This window comes from Vibrio sp. YT-15 (assembly GCF_033337445.1).
Classification (GTDB): domain Bacteria; phylum Pseudomonadota; class Gammaproteobacteria; order Enterobacterales; family Vibrionaceae; genus Vibrio; species Vibrio alginolyticus.
This window is the reverse complement of the sequence record NZ_JAWOQR010000004.1, coordinates 100,329-119,663: the sequence shown is the minus strand read 5'-3', so window position 1 is coordinate 119,663 and position 19,335 is coordinate 100,329. Positions and strand designations below refer to the sequence as shown.

The 19,335-nt window shown below is 43.4% G+C and carries 18 protein-coding genes; 11 read left to right on the top strand and 7 right to left on the bottom strand.

Annotation, left to right across the window (positions count from 1 at the left end):
- Positions 1-3 precede the first annotated feature (3 nt).
- Positions 4-1,545 (bottom strand): hypothetical protein, encoded by a 1,542-nt coding sequence (locus tag R7D93_RS09645; RefSeq protein WP_225496412.1) that lies wholly within the window; start codon positions 1,543-1,545, stop codon positions 4-6.
- Between the two features lie 366 nt (positions 1,546-1,911).
- Here R7D93_RS09645 and R7D93_RS09640 point away from each other — a divergent pair, with 366 nt between their 5' ends.
- Entirely contained in the window at positions 1,912-2,604 is a 693-nt protein-coding gene (locus R7D93_RS09640; RefSeq protein ID WP_225496410.1) for a response regulator transcription factor, read from the top strand.
- A gap of 3 nt (positions 2,605-2,607) precedes the next feature.
- Complete coding sequence (locus tag R7D93_RS09635) at positions 2,608-3,930, top strand: ATP-binding protein (RefSeq protein ID WP_005373622.1); 1,323 nt, start codon at positions 2,608-2,610, stop codon at positions 3,928-3,930.
- On the opposite strand, the gene R7D93_RS09630 is transcribed toward R7D93_RS09635, so the two are convergent.
- Positions 3,911-4,567, bottom strand: coding sequence for a pyridoxamine 5'-phosphate oxidase family protein (locus tag R7D93_RS09630; RefSeq protein WP_213867606.1), 657 nt, complete (start codon positions 4,565-4,567; stop codon positions 3,911-3,913). The two genes, R7D93_RS09635 and R7D93_RS09630, sit on opposite strands and share 20 nt — an antisense overlap.
- A gap of 100 nt (positions 4,568-4,667) precedes the next feature.
- Here R7D93_RS09630 and R7D93_RS09625 point away from each other — a divergent pair, with 100 nt between their 5' ends.
- Entirely contained in the window at positions 4,668-6,113 is a 1,446-nt protein-coding gene (locus R7D93_RS09625) for a PLP-dependent aminotransferase family protein (RefSeq protein ID WP_213867607.1), read from the top strand.
- On the opposite strand, the gene yjeH is transcribed toward R7D93_RS09625, so the two are convergent.
- Positions 6,114-7,376, bottom strand: a complete 1,263-nt coding sequence (gene yjeH / locus R7D93_RS09620) for an L-methionine/branched-chain amino acid transporter (RefSeq protein ID WP_158159479.1) — start codon at positions 7,374-7,376, stop codon at positions 6,114-6,116. It lies immediately after the preceding gene.
- A gap of 327 nt (positions 7,377-7,703) precedes the next feature.
- On the opposite strand from yjeH, the gene R7D93_RS09615 reads away from it, so the two are divergent.
- The 4 genes from R7D93_RS09615 to R7D93_RS09600 all read left to right on the top strand — a co-directional run bounded on the left by R7D93_RS09615 (position 7,704) and on the right by R7D93_RS09600 (position 10,497).
- Positions 7,704-8,159 (top strand): Lrp/AsnC family transcriptional regulator, encoded by a 456-nt coding sequence (locus tag R7D93_RS09615; protein ID WP_005373615.1) that lies wholly within the window; start codon positions 7,704-7,706, stop codon positions 8,157-8,159.
- A 40-nt stretch (positions 8,160-8,199) separates the two neighbouring features.
- Positions 8,200-9,114 carry a LysR family transcriptional regulator gene (locus tag R7D93_RS09610; RefSeq protein WP_213867608.1) on the top strand — a complete coding sequence of 305 codons (915 nt, stop codon included), beginning with the start codon at positions 8,200-8,202 and terminating at the stop codon, positions 9,112-9,114.
- Between the two features lie 109 nt (positions 9,115-9,223).
- The gene (locus R7D93_RS09605) at positions 9,224-9,838 is read left to right on the top strand and encodes a LysE family translocator (protein WP_005373611.1); all 615 of its coding nucleotides are present in this window, start codon (positions 9,224-9,226) and stop codon (positions 9,836-9,838) included.
- Between the two features lie 329 nt (positions 9,839-10,167).
- Positions 10,168-10,497 carry a hypothetical protein gene (locus R7D93_RS09600; RefSeq protein ID WP_169628906.1) on the top strand — a complete coding sequence of 110 codons (330 nt, stop codon included), beginning with the start codon at positions 10,168-10,170 and terminating at the stop codon, positions 10,495-10,497.
- A 125-nt stretch (positions 10,498-10,622) separates the two neighbouring features.
- On the opposite strand, the gene R7D93_RS09595 is transcribed toward R7D93_RS09600, so the two are convergent.
- Both R7D93_RS09595 and R7D93_RS09590 read right to left on the bottom strand, forming a co-directional pair.
- The gene (locus tag R7D93_RS09595; protein WP_005373607.1) at positions 10,623-10,844 is read right to left on the bottom strand and encodes a hypothetical protein; all 222 of its coding nucleotides are present in this window, start codon (positions 10,842-10,844) and stop codon (positions 10,623-10,625) included.
- 240 nt (positions 10,845-11,084) lie between these two features.
- Positions 11,085-12,518, bottom strand: coding sequence for a glyceraldehyde-3-phosphate dehydrogenase (locus R7D93_RS09590; RefSeq protein WP_017635170.1), 1,434 nt, complete (start codon positions 12,516-12,518; stop codon positions 11,085-11,087).
- Between the two features lie 614 nt (positions 12,519-13,132).
- Between R7D93_RS09590 and R7D93_RS09585 the strand changes: the two genes are divergently transcribed.
- Positions 13,133-15,769, top strand: a complete 2,637-nt coding sequence (locus R7D93_RS09585; protein WP_225496408.1) for an ATP-binding protein — start codon at positions 13,133-13,135, stop codon at positions 15,767-15,769.
- Between the two features lie 68 nt (positions 15,770-15,837).
- On the opposite strand, the gene R7D93_RS09580 is transcribed toward R7D93_RS09585, so the two are convergent.
- Positions 15,838-17,181: an MATE family efflux transporter gene (locus R7D93_RS09580; RefSeq protein ID WP_025767935.1), complete on the bottom strand. Its 1,344-nt coding sequence runs from the start codon at positions 17,179-17,181 to the stop codon at positions 15,838-15,840.
- A gap of 121 nt (positions 17,182-17,302) precedes the next feature.
- The gene (locus R7D93_RS09575) at positions 17,303-17,617 is read right to left on the bottom strand and encodes a DUF496 family protein (protein ID WP_005373603.1); all 315 of its coding nucleotides are present in this window, start codon (positions 17,615-17,617) and stop codon (positions 17,303-17,305) included.
- A 241-nt stretch (positions 17,618-17,858) separates the two neighbouring features.
- Here R7D93_RS09575 and R7D93_RS09570 point away from each other — a divergent pair, with 241 nt between their 5' ends.
- From R7D93_RS09570 to R7D93_RS09560, 3 genes are all read left to right on the top strand, one after another.
- Entirely contained in the window at positions 17,859-18,062 is a 204-nt protein-coding gene (locus R7D93_RS09570) for a hypothetical protein (protein WP_031777159.1), read from the top strand.
- 165 nt (positions 18,063-18,227) lie between these two features.
- A complete protein-coding gene (locus R7D93_RS09565) occupies positions 18,228-18,878 on the top strand; it encodes a YceH family protein (protein WP_005373594.1) in 651 nt (216 codons plus the stop codon).
- Positions 18,875-19,192 carry a GIY-YIG nuclease family protein gene (locus R7D93_RS09560; protein WP_005373593.1) on the top strand — a complete coding sequence of 106 codons (318 nt, stop codon included), beginning with the start codon at positions 18,875-18,877 and terminating at the stop codon, positions 19,190-19,192. Before R7D93_RS09565 ends, R7D93_RS09560 begins: the two co-directional genes overlap by 4 nt.
- Positions 19,193-19,335 lie beyond the last annotated feature (143 nt).

The following is a 19,335-nucleotide window of genomic DNA, read 5'->3' as shown; positions in this document are numbered from 1 at the left end:
TGTTTATAGCTTGGTTACATCTAGGGTTTGGTCGGTGAATTGGATGTTCTGAATGTCGTACAACTCGTCAGTGCCTGTATTTGGGCACTCAACAGAAACGCTCTTTGCTTTGATAACAGTACATTCCGCCAGTTTGTGTGGCACGATATAGGTGTTGATACCGCCTTCACCATAAATGCTGTTGTCTTTGCTGTTGCCTTCAAAAGTATTGTTTTGATCATTACCGATCACATTCATCGCGTCGTCGCCAATGATCTTCACTTTTGTTAACCACTGAGATTTGTAGGTGTACGCTTCTATCAAACCGTCTTTGTTGGGAGCCATACGGAAGGTAGGTACTGTGCCTGGATTTGTCTTTTCTGTGTAGAGCTTGACGCCCGCAGAGTCGATATTCGCGGTATATTGCAAGTATCCGTGGAATAAGCCACTGATCCAATCAACGGCTTGTGGATCTTGGGTTTGCATTTCTTCACGCGTTAACGCTTGGTAGCCATCTAAACCATGTCCGTTTGCTTTTGCTACACCCATGTAAGCTTCAAAAGCGGCAGCAAAATATTCGTGAGAATATGAAGGGCCCGTTTGTTTCACACTTTCAGGATCGAAGTCGTCCGATTTCCAATCGTCCCAGTCATACTGAGTAGGGCGCCACACCGTCGGTTTGCCCGATTGAATATCGTTATAGATGCTTAACGCATGAGCTTGAATGTCATTTTGCAGTGCCGCAGTCGCCGTGTTAGGTGCAATACCTTGCGCTTGGACCAAGTGTAAAATTTCTTCAAAAGCGGCGTCTCGTTCGGCTTTTTTACCAAGATTGGCGCAGTAATCGGCAAAATTACTCATGTAATGGCAATCGCCTTCAACTGTCAGTTCTCGATACATTAAAGATTGGCTATTCCTTAGCCAGTTTGGTGTTTCTTTACTAGTTACTAATGTTGACGCGATAGAAGTGACAAGTGTATCCATATCATCTTCGTTAAGTACCATTATGCTTACAACAAACTTTTCTAGAGAACTCGTATCAAAAGAGTGTGCTAAGCCCGAGTTTGTAACTGCGTCGTTCAGTTTGTCTTGGCGAATCAGTTCGTTGATAAAGATTTTGGTTAACATCTCATCATTCTGTTCGTCGTTTTCGGTCAGCATTAGTGTGGCATCACGCTCGGCTAATGTCTTAGCGATACGAGACTTGTCAGCACCGTACTTAGAGTCTGGTTGGTTTGTGAGAAGGTGTTGGATGATTTTGGCTGCACGAAAGATTTTTTCATTATTCGCACCGTCATCAACAGCCACAATGTGAAATGTATCGTTGTTGTTTGCTTCGGAAAGGGAGATTTTCACATAGTGGGTGAAGCCCGAATCAGCAGCCACTTTTAACTTGGCTGGAAACTTTGTAGAAACGACAGTTGGGATTGTGACAGTGCTCAATGTTGGCATTGGTGGTGTTGGAGGTGTCGTTGTCGATGGTTTCGAATTAGATTCACTGCCGCCACAAGCAGTTAGACTTATCGCGCAAAATATGGCTAAAGGTGTTAATTTGGAATATCTCATTTCATGTTACTCGTAGACTTTATTAGAGCAGGAAACTTAGAAGCAACATAAAGTCCTGTCTATATAAGCAAACTAAGTCATATATGTTGATATTATTTTTTGGTAAGACCTATTATTCGATATATTTAAAAATATAGTGGATTTTTATTCCGAATTTTATTTTCTATGTGAAGCTATATTCTGATAATGAATAAAACCTCAGGTTATTGCATGGCTTTAGGGGTATAGAATGATTAGGATTATCGTATATGTATGGTTTGTAAGCGTATGTAAGCCTGCGTTTTATTAAAATTATCATTTAAGTAGGTTGCGCAGTATAGGACGAGCGATATACTCCCTCCATCATATTGGTGGAGTATATGATTCATGGTGGGTAATACAATCTTACTGGTAGAAGACGACTCAGAGATTGCTCGATTAACCAAAATGTACCTCGAAGCCGAAGGATATACGGTAACTGTCATCGATAACGGTCAAAATGCATTAGAAACGATTAAGGGGCTCAAGCCGGACCTAGTGCTGTTAGATTTGATGTTACCAGGAAAAAATGGCGCAGAAATATGCCAAGAGGCGCGTAAGTTTTATCATGGTATTATCATTGTTTTGACTGCGACCGATGATGAAATGAGCGAGGTGAGCTTATTTAAGTTTGGTGCTGATGATTACCTTACCAAACCGATAAAAGGCAATATCCTTCTCGCCCGTATTGAAGCAGCGTTGCGTCGCTATTGTCGTCAAGTTGATATCGTTGAAGAAGAAAAGCTGAGCCGATATGGCATTAGTCTTTGTCTTCGTCGCTCCCAAGCATTTTATTTGCAAAATGATATTGGTTTAACGAGTTCTGAGTTTGAAATTTTAGAGCTCCTGATGCTGAATGTCGATAAGCCAGTATCTCGTGAATCATGTTGCCGTCTTGCCCGAGGCATTGAATACTGTATTACTGATCGTTCGATTGATATGCGTATATCCTCACTAAGGAAGAAATTCTCTAAGGCTCATATCCATACGGCTACCATTAAAACCATACGTCACCACGGCTACATGCTGACAGGTAAATGACGCATGTTTTCCCTGTTTACTCGTCTATATGTGGGGTTAGTAACTGGCCTTGCGCTGACTGTTGCTTTGTTTCTCTTTATGGGGGAAGAGTACATGCGCAAAACAGAAGTCGGTGTTTTTTTGAGTGACGGTGCTTATTTTGTCGATCAATACATTGAGCAACGAGGCACTCCGGATTCTCTCTACAAGAAGTTAACCGAAAACGGCAAGCAAGATTTCTTTATCTTTGATTTAACATTGGTTGAAAACTGGGACGGATCACCGCCTTGTCGAGATTGTAATCTGCTGTACCGTATGCAAGGGATACCTGTTTATCTTATTGATGGCAGTACCTATGCTGCGGTATTCCCTTTGCCTAACACTTCGAAGAGTTTAGTTTTCAAAGAAAAAACGGATTTCTTTAGCCCACACGTTGATTGGAATGAAGATTCTGAGATTGTATTTATACTTACTCTACTTTTGGTTGTTGTATGCAGTTTAGGCATTATGGTTTACATACCTGTACGACGTCTTGACCGCCAAATTCGGCAACTAACGGCTGCGCAACAACAATTTGGTTCTGGTGAGTTGAATACGCGAGTCGAGCTAAAGCAATTTTCGCAACCCGTGAAAGAGCTCGCCCAAGGCTTCAACTGCATGTCTGAAGAGATTGAGAGACGAGTGCGCCAAACACACATCTTTACTCAAGCTATTCCTCATGAAGTGCGCACTCCGCTGAGTCGTATTCAGCTAGCGACGGATTTAGCTCGACGCACGAGTGGTGAAATGCAGGCAGAGTTACATGACGATATTGAACGATACGTTGATGTCGTGACGGATTTAACGTCCGACATTGTCATGCTGTCTCGCTTGAGTGTGAAAAACCACTCATGGATCGATTCTGTTGAAACCATGGAACTGCCACTTTGGTGTAAAAGCCGCATGAACTACCTAGGCTTAGAGTCCGCCATGTTGAGAGCAGAAAATAAACTCGCGAACCAATTGATTCACTTTCAGCCTACTTTGGGTAACCTTGTCCTCGATAATTTACTGCAAAACGCCAAGCGTTATGGTGAGTCCTGCGTTGAGGTGACGATTCGAACGGTAGCGGATTGCTGGAGCATCGATATTGAGGACGATGGTCCGGGCATCCCTGAGGCGATGCGAGAAGAAGTATTTATGCCATTTTCGCGCTTAGACAAAAGCCGCAACGCCGACATGAAAGGCTTTGGTTTAGGGCTTGCCATCGCTACCAGTGCAGCGCGGCAACTGGGGTGGGAGCTTTCTGTCGGCGAGAGTCACTTAGGCGGCGCACGTTTTACGGTGCTTATTCCTGCCAACGGTTAGAGTAGGCACTGCGGTAGTCTGGCTCTTCGATACCTTCATACAAATCGTCACAAGCTTGCAGTGGACCTACGACGGTTCGGTAGGGTAGGACACCTGCCCAAACAGGGATGTCCATGTCTTCCGCATCGTCGTTGACGCCAAAATTGCTGATTTTCACTGATGCTTCTAGGAGTGGAATACGCAGCAGCATGGTGGCTTTGAGTTCTTTTTCATTACTCAAACGGACTTGTTCTGTTCTCCCCGGAGCGATCTGTTCAATAAAGTGATTCAGCAACCTGTCTTTCTCTTGGTTATCTTCCACCACCTCAAACTGGCCAAAGACCACAACACTGCGATAATGCGCACTGTGGTGAAACGCACTTCGAGCCAATACCCAACCATCAAACAAAGTAAAGGTTAAGCACGTTTGCACTCCTTGTTTGAGTGAGCGTAATAGTCGACTGTTGTTGGCACCATGGATATACACGTAATCATCGACACGCCATGCCAGCATAGGGATGACCACAGGGCCTGACTCGTTGGTTATCGCAATATGAGCGATTAGGCTTTCATCTATGATGGCGTGCAGTTTGCTAACATCAGAGACGGCTTTATGTGCGCCTTTCTTAATTTCCGTTCTATTGGTGTTGGATAGCATTTTCTCTCCTTGTTTGCTCACGATTACGAGCGATTGATCCTCATTCTTTGATTGCAATGTAGCGTTTAACTGGTAGCTTAAAGAGAGCCACTTTTAACTAATGGATGGATCCAGTTTGTCTTTGATTGATATCGGTGACCTGCATTTAAAAGACAGTGATGGAACGCGTCAGCAAGCGTTGTTTTTTGCTATTCGCAAGAAAATTGTTCAAGGACTGTGGGTGAAGAATGGGAAGCTGCCTTCTACGCGGAAGCTTTCACAAGAGCTTAATCTAAGTAGGAATACCGTGATTTCTGCCTACGAACAGTTAGTGGCGGAAGGGTACTTGAACAGCCAAAAAGGTTCTGGTTTTTATGTTGCCGTAGAACTGCCAGAGCAGTACTTGCCTGAACCTAGTTCAGTTCAGAGAGACTCATCACCGAAAGCTCACTTTGATATCAACCGCGCATTTGCACCGGGTGTGCCGGATTTGGACGCATTTCCGATGGCGCAATGGCAAAAGTTACTCACTCGCCATATGTCTCGTACTTGCTTGTTGGGGAATCAAGATATTCAGGGTAGTTGGGCATTGCGCTGTGCTTTAGCTGACTACCTCGCATCAAGCCGTTCAGTGAATTGTTCTCCAGAGCGCATTATTATTACCTCTGGGGCGCAGCAAGCGTTGTCAATTGCGACGATGGTAGTGCTCAAACAAGGTGATAAGGTTCTGATGGAGCAACCAGGTTACGCGCAAATGCGGAAGTTGATTCAGTTCCAAAACTATCAATTTGAGCCTTTGTTCGTAAGAGAGAAATTAGGTTTTGATGTGGAAGCGGTGACCTCAAGCGATGCCGATGCGCTGTATATTACACCAAGTAATCAATATCCGATGGGCACCACACTCAATACCGAGCAAAGAGGAAAGATCATCAACTGGGCGGTCGAACAATCAAGTTGGATCATCGAAGACGATTATGACAGCGAATTCCAGTTTGCTCATCGTCCCTATACCAGCTTACAGGGGCTAGCGGCTCAAATGGGTCGAGATGATCGTGTGTTGTATGTGGGTTCCTTCAGTAAAGTGATGTTTAACGGATTGCGGCTTGGCTACCTTGTAGCTCCTGAACGTTTAGTAGAGCAATGTTTGGTGGTTAAAGATGCGTTAAGTGGTGATTCGCCGACGCATACACAAGAAGCATTGGCAGATTTTATTACTGAAGGTGGGTTATTACGTCATATTCGAAAAATGCGTCGACTGTACAAAACTAAGCATGAACAGATGCATTTATCCATTCAACAGCATTTTGGCGACCGTGTTTGCGTCGTTAGCCAAGCGGCGGGGCTTCATATTACGTTGAAATGGCAAGATGGTATGGATGAGCAGCGTTTTACGAAACTAGCAGAGCATGAAGGGATCATCTTGCGACCTTTGAGCTATTATGAACACCCAGATTTTCAAGCACGTCACTGGCATGGTGCCGTGCTTGGTTACGGCAATATCGCGTTAGAGAACATAGACGCTGGTATCCAACGTTTAGCTCACATATTTCGAAATGGGAAGCGATGACTATTCAGCTACACGTGTTTGTCGCTTATGTCGCCACTGTTTCCAAGGCAGTAAAAGTAGAGTAAAAATGCCAAGTGCATAAAACATTGACCAGCCTAAACATATAAAAACACCGGTACAAAGCAGTAGGGACAGTCCCGCAAGTGTTTTACCAAATCCTCGAAGCAATTTGAAAGCGGCTAACATCGCCAACATGTAAACCAGAACGAATACACTGTTTGCGAGTTTTAGGAAAAACTCCAGATCGAGCTGTGATAGGGTTCCTATCACACAAGATATCAATAATATGCCGCCAACTAATATGGTGGCTGAGAAAGGGACACCACGACGTGAAATCTTGGCTAGTGGACTAGAAGGACGATGTTCACGAGCTTGAGCCCAGACCATTCGCGCTAGGCTCTGTGTGTATAAGTTAACGCTCGCGAAACAAGCGGAGAAACCTATCAAGCTGATTATCCATTTGGCTCCATCGCCTAGTAGTTGGGCACTAAGCCAGGGGATGGATGCGTTATCAAATTGAGCGTTACCATACGCGCCAAATTTTAAAATAACGACAGAGCATGCCCAATAGGTAGCCCCTGCTACAAAACAACCGACCACAATGGCAATAGGGAAATCTCTTTGAGGGTTTTTGAACTCTTCCCCCATATGGGCAAAAGCCTCTATGCCAACAAAACACCAGAACATCACGCCTAACGCTGCGGTAATAGGCCAAATTGACTCTTGTGTGATGGCGGGCATCACAAGATCGGCGCTGTTAACGTCGCCTTTCCATAAAAATGCGCCAACAAGTGCGAAGACACTCAAAGCAATAAGAGTTTGTAAATGACCTGATGATTTTGTGCCCATCAAGTTGACGAACACAAGAAGTACTACCGTGAGAACTTGTGCAAACAGATTGTTGCTAATAGGCTCTGGCAATATTTGTTGTAGGAAGCCTGCGGCGAGTGCAATCGCGGCCGGAACCCCTACCGGAATGACACTAACAAATAGCCAAGCGACACTACTTTCCAGTTTGGCGTTAAAGGCTTTGCGTACAAAAAAGGCTGTTCCGCCCGCGTTGGGGTATCGTTTACCCAGTTGAGCAAAAGTCAGCGCAATAGGACAAATCGCGATGAACAATAAAATCCAAGCCCATAGTGAAAAATGGCCAGCTATACCTGCTGCGATAGCCGGGATCATAAACAGCCCCGTTCCCATTAATGTGGTGGATAACTGTGCGATACCTGATGTGAGTGAAATGTCTTTTTTGAGCTCTTCCATGCGAATTGATTCATCCAATGTTATGAGGGTTATTGCGAAAAAGCTTGTGGCTTCTGGTTATTTCGTTTTATGTGTTTAAGCGATGCTATTTATGTGCTGAGTACTTAAGGTGGGAATTTGATTTCAATGTGTTATCTATTTTCTGTTGAAATGGATAACAGCACTCATCTCATGCCCGCCAAATAGCATATCCAAAATGTTAATAACAAAATGATTTACTAAACCGTCAATATGACGGTTGTTTTAAATAATTCCAACAAAATGTTGGTTTCTTATGCAGTTAGAATCGGTATAGAATGAGAAAAATTAGGAAAGCTTGGTAACGGTATGGACAAGTTTGATCATAAGATTGTGGATCTGCTCAGGCACAACGCTCGGCTGTCGGTGACTGAAATTGCGGATAAAGTAAACCTTTCTCGTTCTGCGGTAACGGCCCGTATTCGTAAGCTAGAGCATGACAAAGTGATTCTAGGGTATCACGCTGAAATTGCGCCTTCGGGTGGGGATTCGATTTGCGCCTATTTTGCCTTAAAGTTCGATAAATCAACCTCTACGTATTATTGCGAATCATACGCGGACGAGTTGTACAAAATTGATGGCGTAAAATGGTGTCATGCGATCAGCGGTGAGACGGACATGATGGTTTTTGTCGAAGTGCCTACGATGGCTCGCTTGAACGAAATCAGAGATCAAATTCAACGATATCCAGAGCTTCGAAACCTGATGACTCATACCGTCTTAGCTGAATTCTTTAACACGACTGGGAACCTGTTTGTGAAGTGACCATGAATGGATGCCATGTTGAAAACCCTTCTGAGCGAATATGTTAAACAACATTAATTTGAATCTACTTAGATCCTTGCATGTACTTTTAGAGGAGTGTCATGTCAGCCGGACCGCAGACCGTTTGCACATTACGCAGTCTGCCGTCAGTCGACAGCTTGCACAATTGCGCGATCTGTGTGGTGACCCACTGCTTATTCGTCAAGGTAATCAACTGATACCAACGCCACGAGCAATAGCGTTAAAATCAAAGCTTGATGCATTACTGGCTGAGTTTGACCATTTACTCGATGACCAACCTTTTGAGCCGCGGCAGTGGCAAGGTGAGCTTGTTATTGCTTCTAGTGACTACGTGGCGCAATACGTATTGCCCGATATTGCCTCTCACTTGGGTGAACAAGCGCCACAGCTAGATATGGCGTACCGACTGTGGCAACCCAACTTTCTTGATAAACTTCATGAGACGGGCATCCATATCGCGTCTTCTATGTATCCAGAAAAACCACAGAGTGTGTCGAGCGTTAAAATTGGTGAGGATTCATCAGTTTGTTTGATGAAATCTTCTCATCCGTTAGCAAAGCAGGACCAGATCAGTGTTGAAGACTTGATTTCATATTCACACATCAAAGTGACTGGCGGCGGAGACAAAGATTCCTACACTGATTTAGCATTGAAAGAGCTAGGGCACACCCGCCACGTTACCTTTAAGGTTCCATTTTTCTCTTCTGCGATCAATCGCTTAGCTGCAAGTGAGCACCTGATGGTGGCTCCTGAACATATTGCCGTTAACCTCGCTAAACATTGGGACTTAACCCATAAAGCATTACCACTCGAAACACCTATTCATCAATATTGGTTAATGTGGCACCCCAAATACGACACGGATCCTGCGCATAAATGGGTGCGAGAAGAGATTCGCTCAGTAATGCAAATCTCTGAATATTCCATTCGCTAATACGTACACCGTTTAGCTATGACTTGAAATCATGATTAGTATGAATAACTTTGATTTCTAATTATACCTCTTCCGTTGATAGAGTGAGCTTCAAAGAGGGGAGATTCTTATGACACTAACAGTTTGGTTATCACTTTTTACCGTGTGTTTATTAGGGGCTATGTCACCAGGTCCCAGCTTAGCTATTGTCGCTAAGCACTCGTTGGCTGGTGGACGTATCAATGGATTAGCTACGGCTTGGGCTCATGCGTTTGGCATTGGTATATATGCGTTTATTACCTTGATTGGGCTCGCTGTTGTTTTGCAGCAAAGCCCGATGCTGTTCAAGACGATTAGCCTTGTGGGTGCGGCATATCTTGCGTATTTAGGGTTTAATGCTTTGCGTTCAAAAGGTGGTGTGGCTGCGAAGTTGGAGTCAGGTGAGGAAACAACGGTAATCCAGTCTGCGCGAGAAGGCTTTTTTATCTCGATTTTAAGTCCCAAAATTGCTTTGTTTTTTATCGCATTATTCAGTCAGTTTGTCGCGCTCGGTAATGATTTGAGTAATCAGATGATCATTGTTGCCACGCCGTTTGTTGTGGATGGGCTTTGGTACACCTTTATTACCCTAGTGCTATCGAGCTCTAAAGTCGTTGACAGAATTCGCTCTAAGGCAGTGTTGATTGATCGTTTGTCAGGGGTAGTACTCATGCTGCTGGCTCTTAGAGTGGTCGTAACGGTATAGACAAGCTCGCAAGACAGAAATACTAAAAGCAGCCCGTGTGGCTGCTTTTTTGTCTACTCTCAGTAACCCTTACTCAATTTACGTAATTCTGACGCTAAATGTTGCTAAAATTAATATTATCAATAGTGTTACTTTGGTTCATATTCTCATTTGCTGTGAAAGCTACTTTCCAACGCATTGTTATAATGAGAACGATAGCCACTTAACGTTAATACTAACAGTGTCGCATATTAAGTCGAGAGTGCTTTATTGGATAAAAACGGACTTTCCTCTTACTTACCCTATGAAAGGGGTAGAGACTTCATGACCGTTTAGAAGGTGAGAGCAATATGCAAAGAATAGTAGATTTAGCTCTAGTAGTAATTTTGACCAGTGTTTGCAGCGTTGCCTGGATATTCTTTTCAACAAAGAGCATTTGGGTGTTTTTTGAACTGTTTGTATTTACGATGCTTGGCTTTGGCCTTTTGTACGGGTTACTACAAAAGGCTGATCCTAAACACTTTGACTTTGTTTTAAATCACATCGATGAAATTAAGAAGGAAGGCAAAGATGCTTGCCTAAGCGGCGCTCCGAAAGAATCCAACCCATACTCTGGTGTCGATGGTGATTTATGGGAGGCTGGTTACACAGCCTCCTACAACAAAAAGATAAAGCAATAAACCGCTAGGTGCTTATTCAATATTGTGCTTTTCAAAAAAGCACCCTGCCATTTTAAGGACAGGGTGAAAGCAAGAAGTTTCTCAGGAGCGGTCGGGGGAGAGAAACTCATCTAAATCTTATTTACTTACCGGCGAACCTCTTCAAATTCACCTTCAATCGCATCTGCTTTACCTGTATTAAACTCATACTCTTCGTGCATTTCTCTCTGCATTTTCTTGACGCGCTTTTCAATACGTTTACCGGTAATTAATGCTGCGATGGTCAACGGAATCGCAATGATCAAGCTAAATACTAACGTAAAAAAGCCGGTAATCAGTGCTAGTGCAGTTACAATAATCCGATTCATAATCATGACCTCTCTGTAATTTATGTGCTCAGATTAATGCTGTGAACATGAACAAAACATGAATGCTGACGTTCACTTTGTCCGGAGAGTGTCAAATGAATGAAACGAAAAAACGCCTGAGGGTGATCAGGCGTATAAACGGGGAAAAATATTAGTAATGCGCATGGCGCTTATTATTTAGAACAAATATGAGATATTGTCCGCTACGCTATGTGGTTAACGTTGTGGAGCAAAGTTCACCTATCGAGGGAATGTTTGGTAACGAACACCCATCATTTGTTCCATACAGTGCACAACTTGGCAGCTGTAACCGAATTCGTTGTCGTACCAGATGTAAAGTACACAACGCTTGTCTTGTGCGATAGTCGCTTGACCATCTACGACGCCTGCATGGCGAGAGCCAACTAAGTCAGTTGATACAATTTCTGTTGAATCGGTGTAGTCAATCTGTGCCGAAAGCTCAGAGTTCAACGCCATTTCACGCAAGTAATCGTTCAGTGAATCACGGTCTACGTCTTCACCTAAGTTTAGATTAGCGACTGCCATAGAAACGTTTGGTGTCGGTACGCGAATCGCGTTGCCTGTTAGCTTGCCTGCAAGCTCTGGCAATGCTTTAGCAACTGCTTTTGCCGCACCTGTTGAAGTCAGAACCATGTTTAGTGAAGCACTACGTCCGCGACGATCACCAGAGTGGAAGTTGTCGATCAAATTTTGGTCGTTTGTGTATGAGTGCACGGTTTCAATATGGCCAGAAAGAACACCATATTTATCGTTCAGAGCCTTAAGGACTGGCGTGATTGCATTTGTTGTACAGCTTGCCGCGGAGATGATGGTGTCATCTTCTTGAATTACCGACTCATTTACACCGAATACAACGTTTTTGATGTCACCTTTACCTGGTGCTGTTAGCAGTACTTTCTCTGCGCCTTGACACGCTAAGTGCTGGCTCAGACCCTCAGAATCACGCCAAACACCTGTGTTATCAACAACTAGCGCGTTATTGATACCGAAAGCTGAATAGTCTACTTCGCTTGGGTTATTTGCGTAGATAATTTGGATGTAGTTGCCGTTAACGATCAGTGCTTTACGCTCTTCATCGATAACAATACTACCGTTGAACTGACCGTGAACTGAGTCACGACGCAACAAGCTAGCACGCTTCTCCAAATCGCCTTTTTTACCGCCACGAACCACAATCGCACGTAGTCTTAGTGGGTAACCTGGACCACTTTTCTCAATGAGAAGGCGAGTAAGTAGTCGACCAATGCGACCGAACCCGTAAAGAACCACATCACGCGCTTTCAATGAAGAATCTGCGTCGCGAGCACCATCAAGTGCAGTGATAAGGAAATCGTTTAGAGAGCTTGTATCGTCATGTTCATTCCAGTACATAGTTGCCAATTGGCCAACATCGACACGGCATGAAGAAATGCTCATTTCACAAAGCGCTTGAATAATAGGCATCGTGTGCTCAAGCGAAAGTGGGTTACCGGTATAACGTCTTGCAACGCGATGAGTTTTGAGAATGTCTATAGTAGTAGCATTAATAAGCGTTTTACCAAACAGAACCACTTCGATTCCTTTTTGACGATATAGCTTACCAATTAGAGGGGAAATAGATTCAGCAATCGTTTGGCTAGTTTGCCAGTCTTGGAGATATTTCTCTGGACTCATTGTTGTATTAAACCTTTCACGTTTGGGGGCTAACCATACTCTCTGCTGTTGCCTCTTCGGCAGCGTGCAAGAGTGTGGTGGGTTATGTAATCGGGTTGTAATAGTTATGTGTGCGGATTCTAAGGTCGGAGTCCTTATTCTGCTAGGAAAATTAAATCCAGTGTAAAACACTACTTAAGGGGACGTTAGTGGTGGATTAATGTGACTAAAGCAGTGGTTTTCACGTATTGACATTTAGAAAGTAACTTACTTTTTTTGCGATGATAACGTTTGCTTTCAAATTAGTTTTGTTGACAAAAATGGATATTTTGCATTTTTGTGTGATTTGACTCGATAAGGCAACTCAATAGGTAAACATACAATAGATGATTTCCTGAAAAGTGATGCGACTCTTAGTTGTGAGTGAAACTTTATTGTTTGCATCCAACTTTAAGATTAAAAAATATGACTTAAATCACAATTTCTACTGCATTAGCCGATGATAAAATACTCACAATAACCATATTCTGGGTAGGTGAATGTTGTTTGAAAGTAACAATGTCGTATATGCCTTTCAATGTAGGAAACTAGTCTAATATTAAATAAACGGATGAAATCAACCATTAGGCTGATGGATGTTGAGATTATCAATAAAAACACGCTTAGCACTCCTCGCACTATTACCCGCTGTGGTAATAGTGGTATTTGCAGTTCAGCAGTTTTCTGATAATGCGTTGCGCGTGAGCCGTCTCAATCAAACGGTTAGCAATATTCAAGGTTTCCAATTGATATCCAAGGCCTCCCACTTTATTTACTCCATAGAGAAAGTACGCCGACAGCCTGATCTTCAAGTCTCTGCAGCCATTAATATTGAAGAACAAGGTGAAGTTATTTCTTCTTTGCATCAAAAGTTTGTGAGTAACCCTAATACTGCTGAGTATGCTGATGAACTGAAAGAAGCCATGCTGGGGGTATTGTCAGGTAGATTGAGTGAGATGGACGACCTGGGTGATTGGGCATTTCAACAGCTCCAAAATATGTCGCGCTCTTTGTTGCAAAATCATCAATGGTATGGCAGTGACGATGGCATTCGCATGCAAAATTTTATTGCCTACCTTGCTCAGCTCTCTTTTTGGACACAGAAAGAAGCTTGGCTGACGAACCGTTTAGTCCAAGACCCTAAGAGTCGGCTAAGTCAAAGTATGTTTTATCAGGCGATAGACCGACAGCAGCAAAATTTGGATGCGTTTTTAAACTTAGGTGGGTCATACGAGCAAGTGGATAAATTGCTTGGCTTGTTTACTTCGCCGAGATATCAGAGAAACTTGGCGTCTCGCGGACAATTAATCTCAGGAGACATGTCACAAAGTGACTACGCCGCGTATTTAAAAGAACTCGATTTTCGTGTGCAGCGCTTACAAGTGCTCATTGATGGGTTCACCAAACAAACTGAGCAGTCGCTTCTCACGCAGGTTCATGAACAAAAGGCCAATATAGCGATGATCAGTTTTGGCGTTGCCTTAGTGGTTATCCTGCTTTGTTGGCTCGGATTTAGTACTTGGTTCCGAGTTAACAGCAAACTCGATGCGATCATTCATACTTTAAACGCGTTGATCAACTCCGAAGAGAAGCAAACAAAAGTCAAAGTTGATGGAAGTGATGAACTGACCATTTTTGCTCAGCAAGTGAATCGAGTGGTTGAAGAAATGCAGAGACAAACTGAAGAAATACTGCATGCAAAAGAGTCAGCAGTATCGGCTAATCGTGCAAAATCTGTGTTTCTTGCCAACATGTCACATGAAATACGCACGCCCCTTAACGGGATCATGGGCATGACAGAAATACTCTCTCAAAGTGAGTTGTCTTCGCATCAACAAGAAGTTGTTGATGACATTGACTCCTCATCTCAAACACTGCTTACTTTACTTAACGATATATTGGATCTCTCTAAAATCGAGTCTGGACGATTGGAGCTGTCACTAGTAGAAGCGGATATCCGAGAAGTCGTGTATCAGTCGATGATTTTATTCCAATCCAAAGCAACATCTAAACAGCTAAAGTTAGGTATTAATTTAGCTGAAAATATCCCCATTCGCGTGATGGTCGATGATCATCGTGTCAAACAGGTAGTTACGAATCTGGTATCGAATGCGGTTAAGTTTACCGAAAGTGGGCATGTATGCGTTGATGTTAGTTATGAGGAGTTACTTGAGAAAGAACGTGGAGTGCTGACGTTTAAAGTAGAAGATACCGGAATAGGCATTGATCAAGATAAGTTAACCACGATTTTTGAACCCTTTACTCAGGAAGATGAAGGAGTGTCGAGGCAATTTGGCGGTACAGGGTTGGGTTTGGCAATTTGTTGTCAGCTTGTGTCGATGATGGGGGGCAAGCTCGTAGCAACATCTACAAAAGGAGTGGGCACATGCTTTGAATTCTCGATTGAGGTTGAAGCAATTCCGGTGTTTGGCTGGCGTTCGGAGGTGATTAATAAAGGGCTTTTGATCTGCTCAAATTACGACTACGCCGACCAAGTATTAAAAGAGTGTCGCTTAGCGAAAATCAATCTCTTTGGTGTTAATAATGTGAATGAAGTGCAAGCGATAAATGATGACTTTGATGTCATATTTCTGTGCCACAGTAACGACGCTAATACCGATGAAATCTTGGATAATCTATCATTTAATTACGATCTTCGCCGTGTGATTATTTGCCAGCATCATTTATCCACTCCCTACGAAAATGCAGAAAAAGTACATGCCGTACTCACATTACCTTTCCTTGGCAATCGATTTAAGCATGTCATTGATGATTTAGCTAAGGTTGAAAAGACTATATCAAGTGACAATGTCACCAGTAATGTTGTCAGCTCTGAATATCGAGCGTCGCGCTCTCATCGGAGGATCTTAATTGCGGAGGATAATTTGATGAACCAGAAAATAGCGAGTTTTTTTCTGGATAAAGCAGGTTATGACTATTTGATAACAAGCAACGGTCAAGAAGCGTTAGAAGCCATCACAAAGGGAGAAGAATTCGATGCAATTTTAATGGACTGCATGATGCCCGTGATGGATGGACTGACCGCGACGAAAGAAATTCGTCGTTGGGAAAAGAAAGCAGGACGTGAAAAAACAATGATTATCGCACTCACTGCGAGTGTTTTGGAAGAAGACATCCACAACTGTTTTGCGGCAGGCATGGATGCTTATTTACCTAAGCCGTATAAATCGAACCAGTTATTTGAGCTCTTTAGTGAATTAAAACTCGCCTAGCTAACATTTCAACTTAGACAAGGCGTCAAAACGATAAAGCCCCACTTCAGGGGCTTAGTTCTGATTATTCATTGTTGTGCGTTGGCTTGAGCGCCTGCGAGTTTGCGTATGGTTTGGCGATAGGTTAGGTATGCGGAAACACCAGCTAACAGGTTGCCGATACAAGCGCCTAAGAGTAAACCTCGGATTCCATCCATTTGAGCGCCAACCCACAAGCACGGTAGGAAAAAGACAAACAAGCGCAGCGCTGAAATGGTGAGCGCGGTGTAAGATTTGCCTAATGCATTACAAAGAGAAACCATTAGCATACAAACCCCTAATGAACCCAAACTGATCGGCACTATCAGTAAATGCATTTCCAAGACTTGCTCCACTTGCACATCACTTGTCATCAATAATGCGAGTGGGTTTGCGACGGCAAATGTAATGGCAGCAATCAAAAGTTGGAAACCTAGAATGAATTTTACGGCAATACTGACGAGCCTTTGGATATCTTCATAGTTCTTTGCTCCAAGTAAGCGTCCAACCATTGGAGGCATAGACATTGTCAGCGCCAAGACCGAAACGATAGCAAAGAACTCATAGCGTGAACCAAGCGCCCAAGCGGCGACTGCTGCGGTTCCAAAGCTTGCCAATAATTTTGTTGCTAGCATGGAAGACAACGGTGGCAGCAGTTGGCTAATCATCGCAGGGCCCATAATGTTACCGATAGATGCAACACTTTTGGCTACGTTAAGATCTTGCCATTGTGTCGTTGCCCAGTGATTCTTTTTCACGCGAGGAGCGACGACTAAAATACCAAACCCAAAAGCGACGATGGTTGCTATTGCCGCTCCGTTAATACCCAAGTCAAACGTGAAAATAAATAGCGGGTCGAGCACAAGGTTCACGCCGCTGGTTATCATCATCATTGTGCCAGGTAACATTGTATTGCCATTAGCTCGGCAGATACTGTAATAAAAATACAAAACCGCACCAGTCCATGAGCTTAATAACCACCAAGGCCAGTAACTGTCGATTATCGGCATAACAGATTCTGGAGCGCTTAATAGAGCTAAAATGGGGTAGCGCAAAAGCCAAATTAGCCCGCCAAAAATAGCGACACCAATTGAGCCGATCATCAATACCAATCCGCCAAGTTGTTTGGCATACCGACTTTCATTCGCCCCAAGAGCTTTAGAAATGACCGCTGTCGTTGCGATCCCTAGACCGACTTGAATACCGATAATGACCATTTGCAAAGGCAGAGTGAAACCTTGAGCGGCTAACGGTAAAACGCCGAGCTGACCGATAAACGCACTATCCACAAGCTGAAAGCTCATTAAAGACAGAACGCCAAATAGCATTGGCCAGGTCATCGTAAATAATTGTTTTGCAAGCGTTGGTTGTGTACTTGTCGTAGTTGAAGACATAGAAAGCTGAATGCGTTAGGAATAAGAGTTAGATTGATTGTACACGGCGGTTAGTTTAGAGACAAAAATAAACCCCGAGGAAGATATTCTTGCTCGGGGTTCGAAAATCTAGCTTACGCGTTTATTTTTTGCCGCTAGTTTGCTTGTCTTCTTCAGTCAGCTCACGAATGCGACGGCTGATGTCACGACGTGCTTTAGAGATCTCAGCGCTTTTAATGATGTGGTCATCAACACGATCTTCATAGTCTGCTTTCATATTTTTGATGATTGCGACGATTTCATCGTGAGTCATTTCTGGTTTGATGTAGTCTAGAAGGTTTTCTAGAAGATCAACACGTTTACGGTTATCACGAACTTTCTTCTCGTTATCAAGAAGCTCACGTTTTAGTTTGTTTTTACGACGAGCTTGGTTAACGATTTCAAATACGCTACTCATAGTTCTCTTTCCTAATTTTATGAATATCTTCCTCGATTAAAGCACAACATCCAGTGGCATAACAGTCTTTAGATCAATAGCAATGCAGAGTTGAACATTTCTCAACCAATTGCTCTGTGTCCATATAATCGTGCTGCTTTATTCGAGTTTTGGCCAACATCGTAGAATCCATCGATTCATTGTCATAACGTGGCCTTCACTATATTATCAACACCATTGAATGCAAAATGATGAACTTGATATGGACTCTGGTAACACTGCGGAGCAAGTAAATAGTCAAGATAATGAGCAAGTCACTCGCTCTGTGGCTGAAAAGTTAAAAACGGCGTATATCAACGCTCGCGAGCAACTCGAAATCATCGAAGTTGAGCTTAATCGTTCAAAAATAATGATGGTCGACCAAGATGGCAATTTGACGAGAGTGCCGATTCTCTCGGAGCATTGATACCTGACCCTATTCGTAAGGGGTGTCAGGTCTTACGCTATGCTTTAGCCTGACACCAACACCTGAACCGCTAACGCTTCTTGCACTGCTGTGTGAATTTATGGCGTATGATTTCGAAGCGATTTAGGTACAAAGTCAAATGCAAAAATAATAAGGAAATGCATTATGAAAGTTGAGCTAACGGCAATTGAAGCACGAGTTATTGGTTGCTTGATCGAAAAAGAAGTCACTACCCCAGATCTTTACCCCCTCAGCCTGAACGCATTAACCAACGCGTGTAATCAAAAAAGCAACCGTGATCCCGTGATGTCACTCTCTGAGTCAGACGTACTCGATGCCGTTGATGCTCTTATTGAGCGCAGGCTCGTCAGTGACGAAAGTGCGTTCAACAGCCGCGTCAGCAAGTATCAACACCGTTTCTGTAATACGGAATTTGGTGATTTAAAGCTGACAGAGCAGGAGAAGGGCATTGTATGCTGTATGCTTTTGCGCGGTGCTCAAACACCTGGGGAAATTCGTACTCGTACTAATCGTCTCGCGACATTTCATGATGTAAAAGAAGTGGAAACGGTCCTTGAGCATTTAGCAAGCGAAGAGAAAGGACCATTAGTGGTCAAATTACCACGTGAGGCTGGTAAGCGGGAGTCGCGTTATATGCATTTGTTCTGTGGTGATGTTGATGCGTCCGAACTTGCAGCGCCTGTGTCTGCTGCAAGCTCGAGCTCCGATCGAGTAAGTCAGCTAGAGCTCGAAGTCGCTCAGCTGAAAGAAGAGCTGGATGAATTAAAAGCTAAGGTTGAGTCACTGCTTTCATGATGGAAAATACAACGCAGCGTTGGAGTGTCTATCTGATACGAAATAACCGCAACGCGTTGTATTGTGGTGTTACCAATGATGTTGAACGAAGATTCAATCAGCACCAAACCGGAAAAGGAGCGAAAGCTTTGAAGGGAAAAGGCCCTTTGGTATTGGAATGGTCATCGGATTTTGACTCAAAGACGCTTGCCATGCGAGCAGAGTACTATATTAAGCAACTAACTAAAGCGAAAAAAGAGCTGCTCGTTATGTCAAAAGCAAATATTGTCGTCGACGAACATCAACAAATGATGTTAGAGATAGTGGCACTCTGATAAGCCCTTGCTACGCAAAGATACACGGAAACCGCCTATGTCACATTGGCGGTTTCTTTTTGTTTTTGGAGTACCATGTAGGAATAAACTGACGCATAATGGGCTGGTGTTCTGTTTAAAGGTCCTGAATATGAAAAGCGCGA

Coding starts and splice junctions, on each gene's coding strand:
- R7D93_RS09645 (WP_225496412.1), bottom strand. CDS start 1,545: ATGAGATATTCCAAATTAACACCTTTAGCCATATTTTGCGCGATAAGT.
- R7D93_RS09640 (WP_225496410.1), top strand. CDS start 1,912: ATGGTGGGTAATACAATCTTACTGGTAGAAGACGACTCAGAGATTGCT.
- R7D93_RS09635 (WP_005373622.1), top strand. CDS start 2,608: ATGTTTTCCCTGTTTACTCGTCTATATGTGGGGTTAGTAACTGGCCTT.
- R7D93_RS09630 (WP_213867606.1), bottom strand. CDS start 4,567: ATGCTATCCAACACCAATAGAACGGAAATTAAGAAAGGCGCACATAAA.
- R7D93_RS09625 (WP_213867607.1), top strand. CDS start 4,668: ATGGATGGATCCAGTTTGTCTTTGATTGATATCGGTGACCTGCATTTA.
- yjeH (WP_158159479.1), bottom strand. CDS start 7,376: ATGGAAGAGCTCAAAAAAGACATTTCACTCACATCAGGTATCGCACAG.
- R7D93_RS09615 (WP_005373615.1), top strand. CDS start 7,704: ATGGACAAGTTTGATCATAAGATTGTGGATCTGCTCAGGCACAACGCT.
- R7D93_RS09610 (WP_213867608.1), top strand. CDS start 8,200: ATGTTAAACAACATTAATTTGAATCTACTTAGATCCTTGCATGTACTT.
- R7D93_RS09605 (WP_005373611.1), top strand. CDS start 9,224: ATGACACTAACAGTTTGGTTATCACTTTTTACCGTGTGTTTATTAGGG.
- R7D93_RS09600 (WP_169628906.1), top strand. CDS start 10,168: ATGCAAAGAATAGTAGATTTAGCTCTAGTAGTAATTTTGACCAGTGTT.
- R7D93_RS09595 (WP_005373607.1), bottom strand. CDS start 10,844: ATGAATCGGATTATTGTAACTGCACTAGCACTGATTACCGGCTTTTTT.
- R7D93_RS09590 (WP_017635170.1), bottom strand. CDS start 12,518: ATGAGTCCAGAGAAATATCTCCAAGACTGGCAAACTAGCCAAACGATT.
- R7D93_RS09585 (WP_225496408.1), top strand. CDS start 13,133: ATGTTGAGATTATCAATAAAAACACGCTTAGCACTCCTCGCACTATTA.
- R7D93_RS09580 (WP_025767935.1), bottom strand. CDS start 17,181: ATGTCTTCAACTACGACAAGTACACAACCAACGCTTGCAAAACAATTA.
- R7D93_RS09575 (WP_005373603.1), bottom strand. CDS start 17,617: ATGAGTAGCGTATTTGAAATCGTTAACCAAGCTCGTCGTAAAAACAAA.
- R7D93_RS09570 (WP_031777159.1), top strand. CDS start 17,859: ATGGACTCTGGTAACACTGCGGAGCAAGTAAATAGTCAAGATAATGAG.
- R7D93_RS09565 (WP_005373594.1), top strand. CDS start 18,228: ATGAAAGTTGAGCTAACGGCAATTGAAGCACGAGTTATTGGTTGCTTG.
- R7D93_RS09560 (WP_005373593.1), top strand. CDS start 18,875: ATGATGGAAAATACAACGCAGCGTTGGAGTGTCTATCTGATACGAAAT.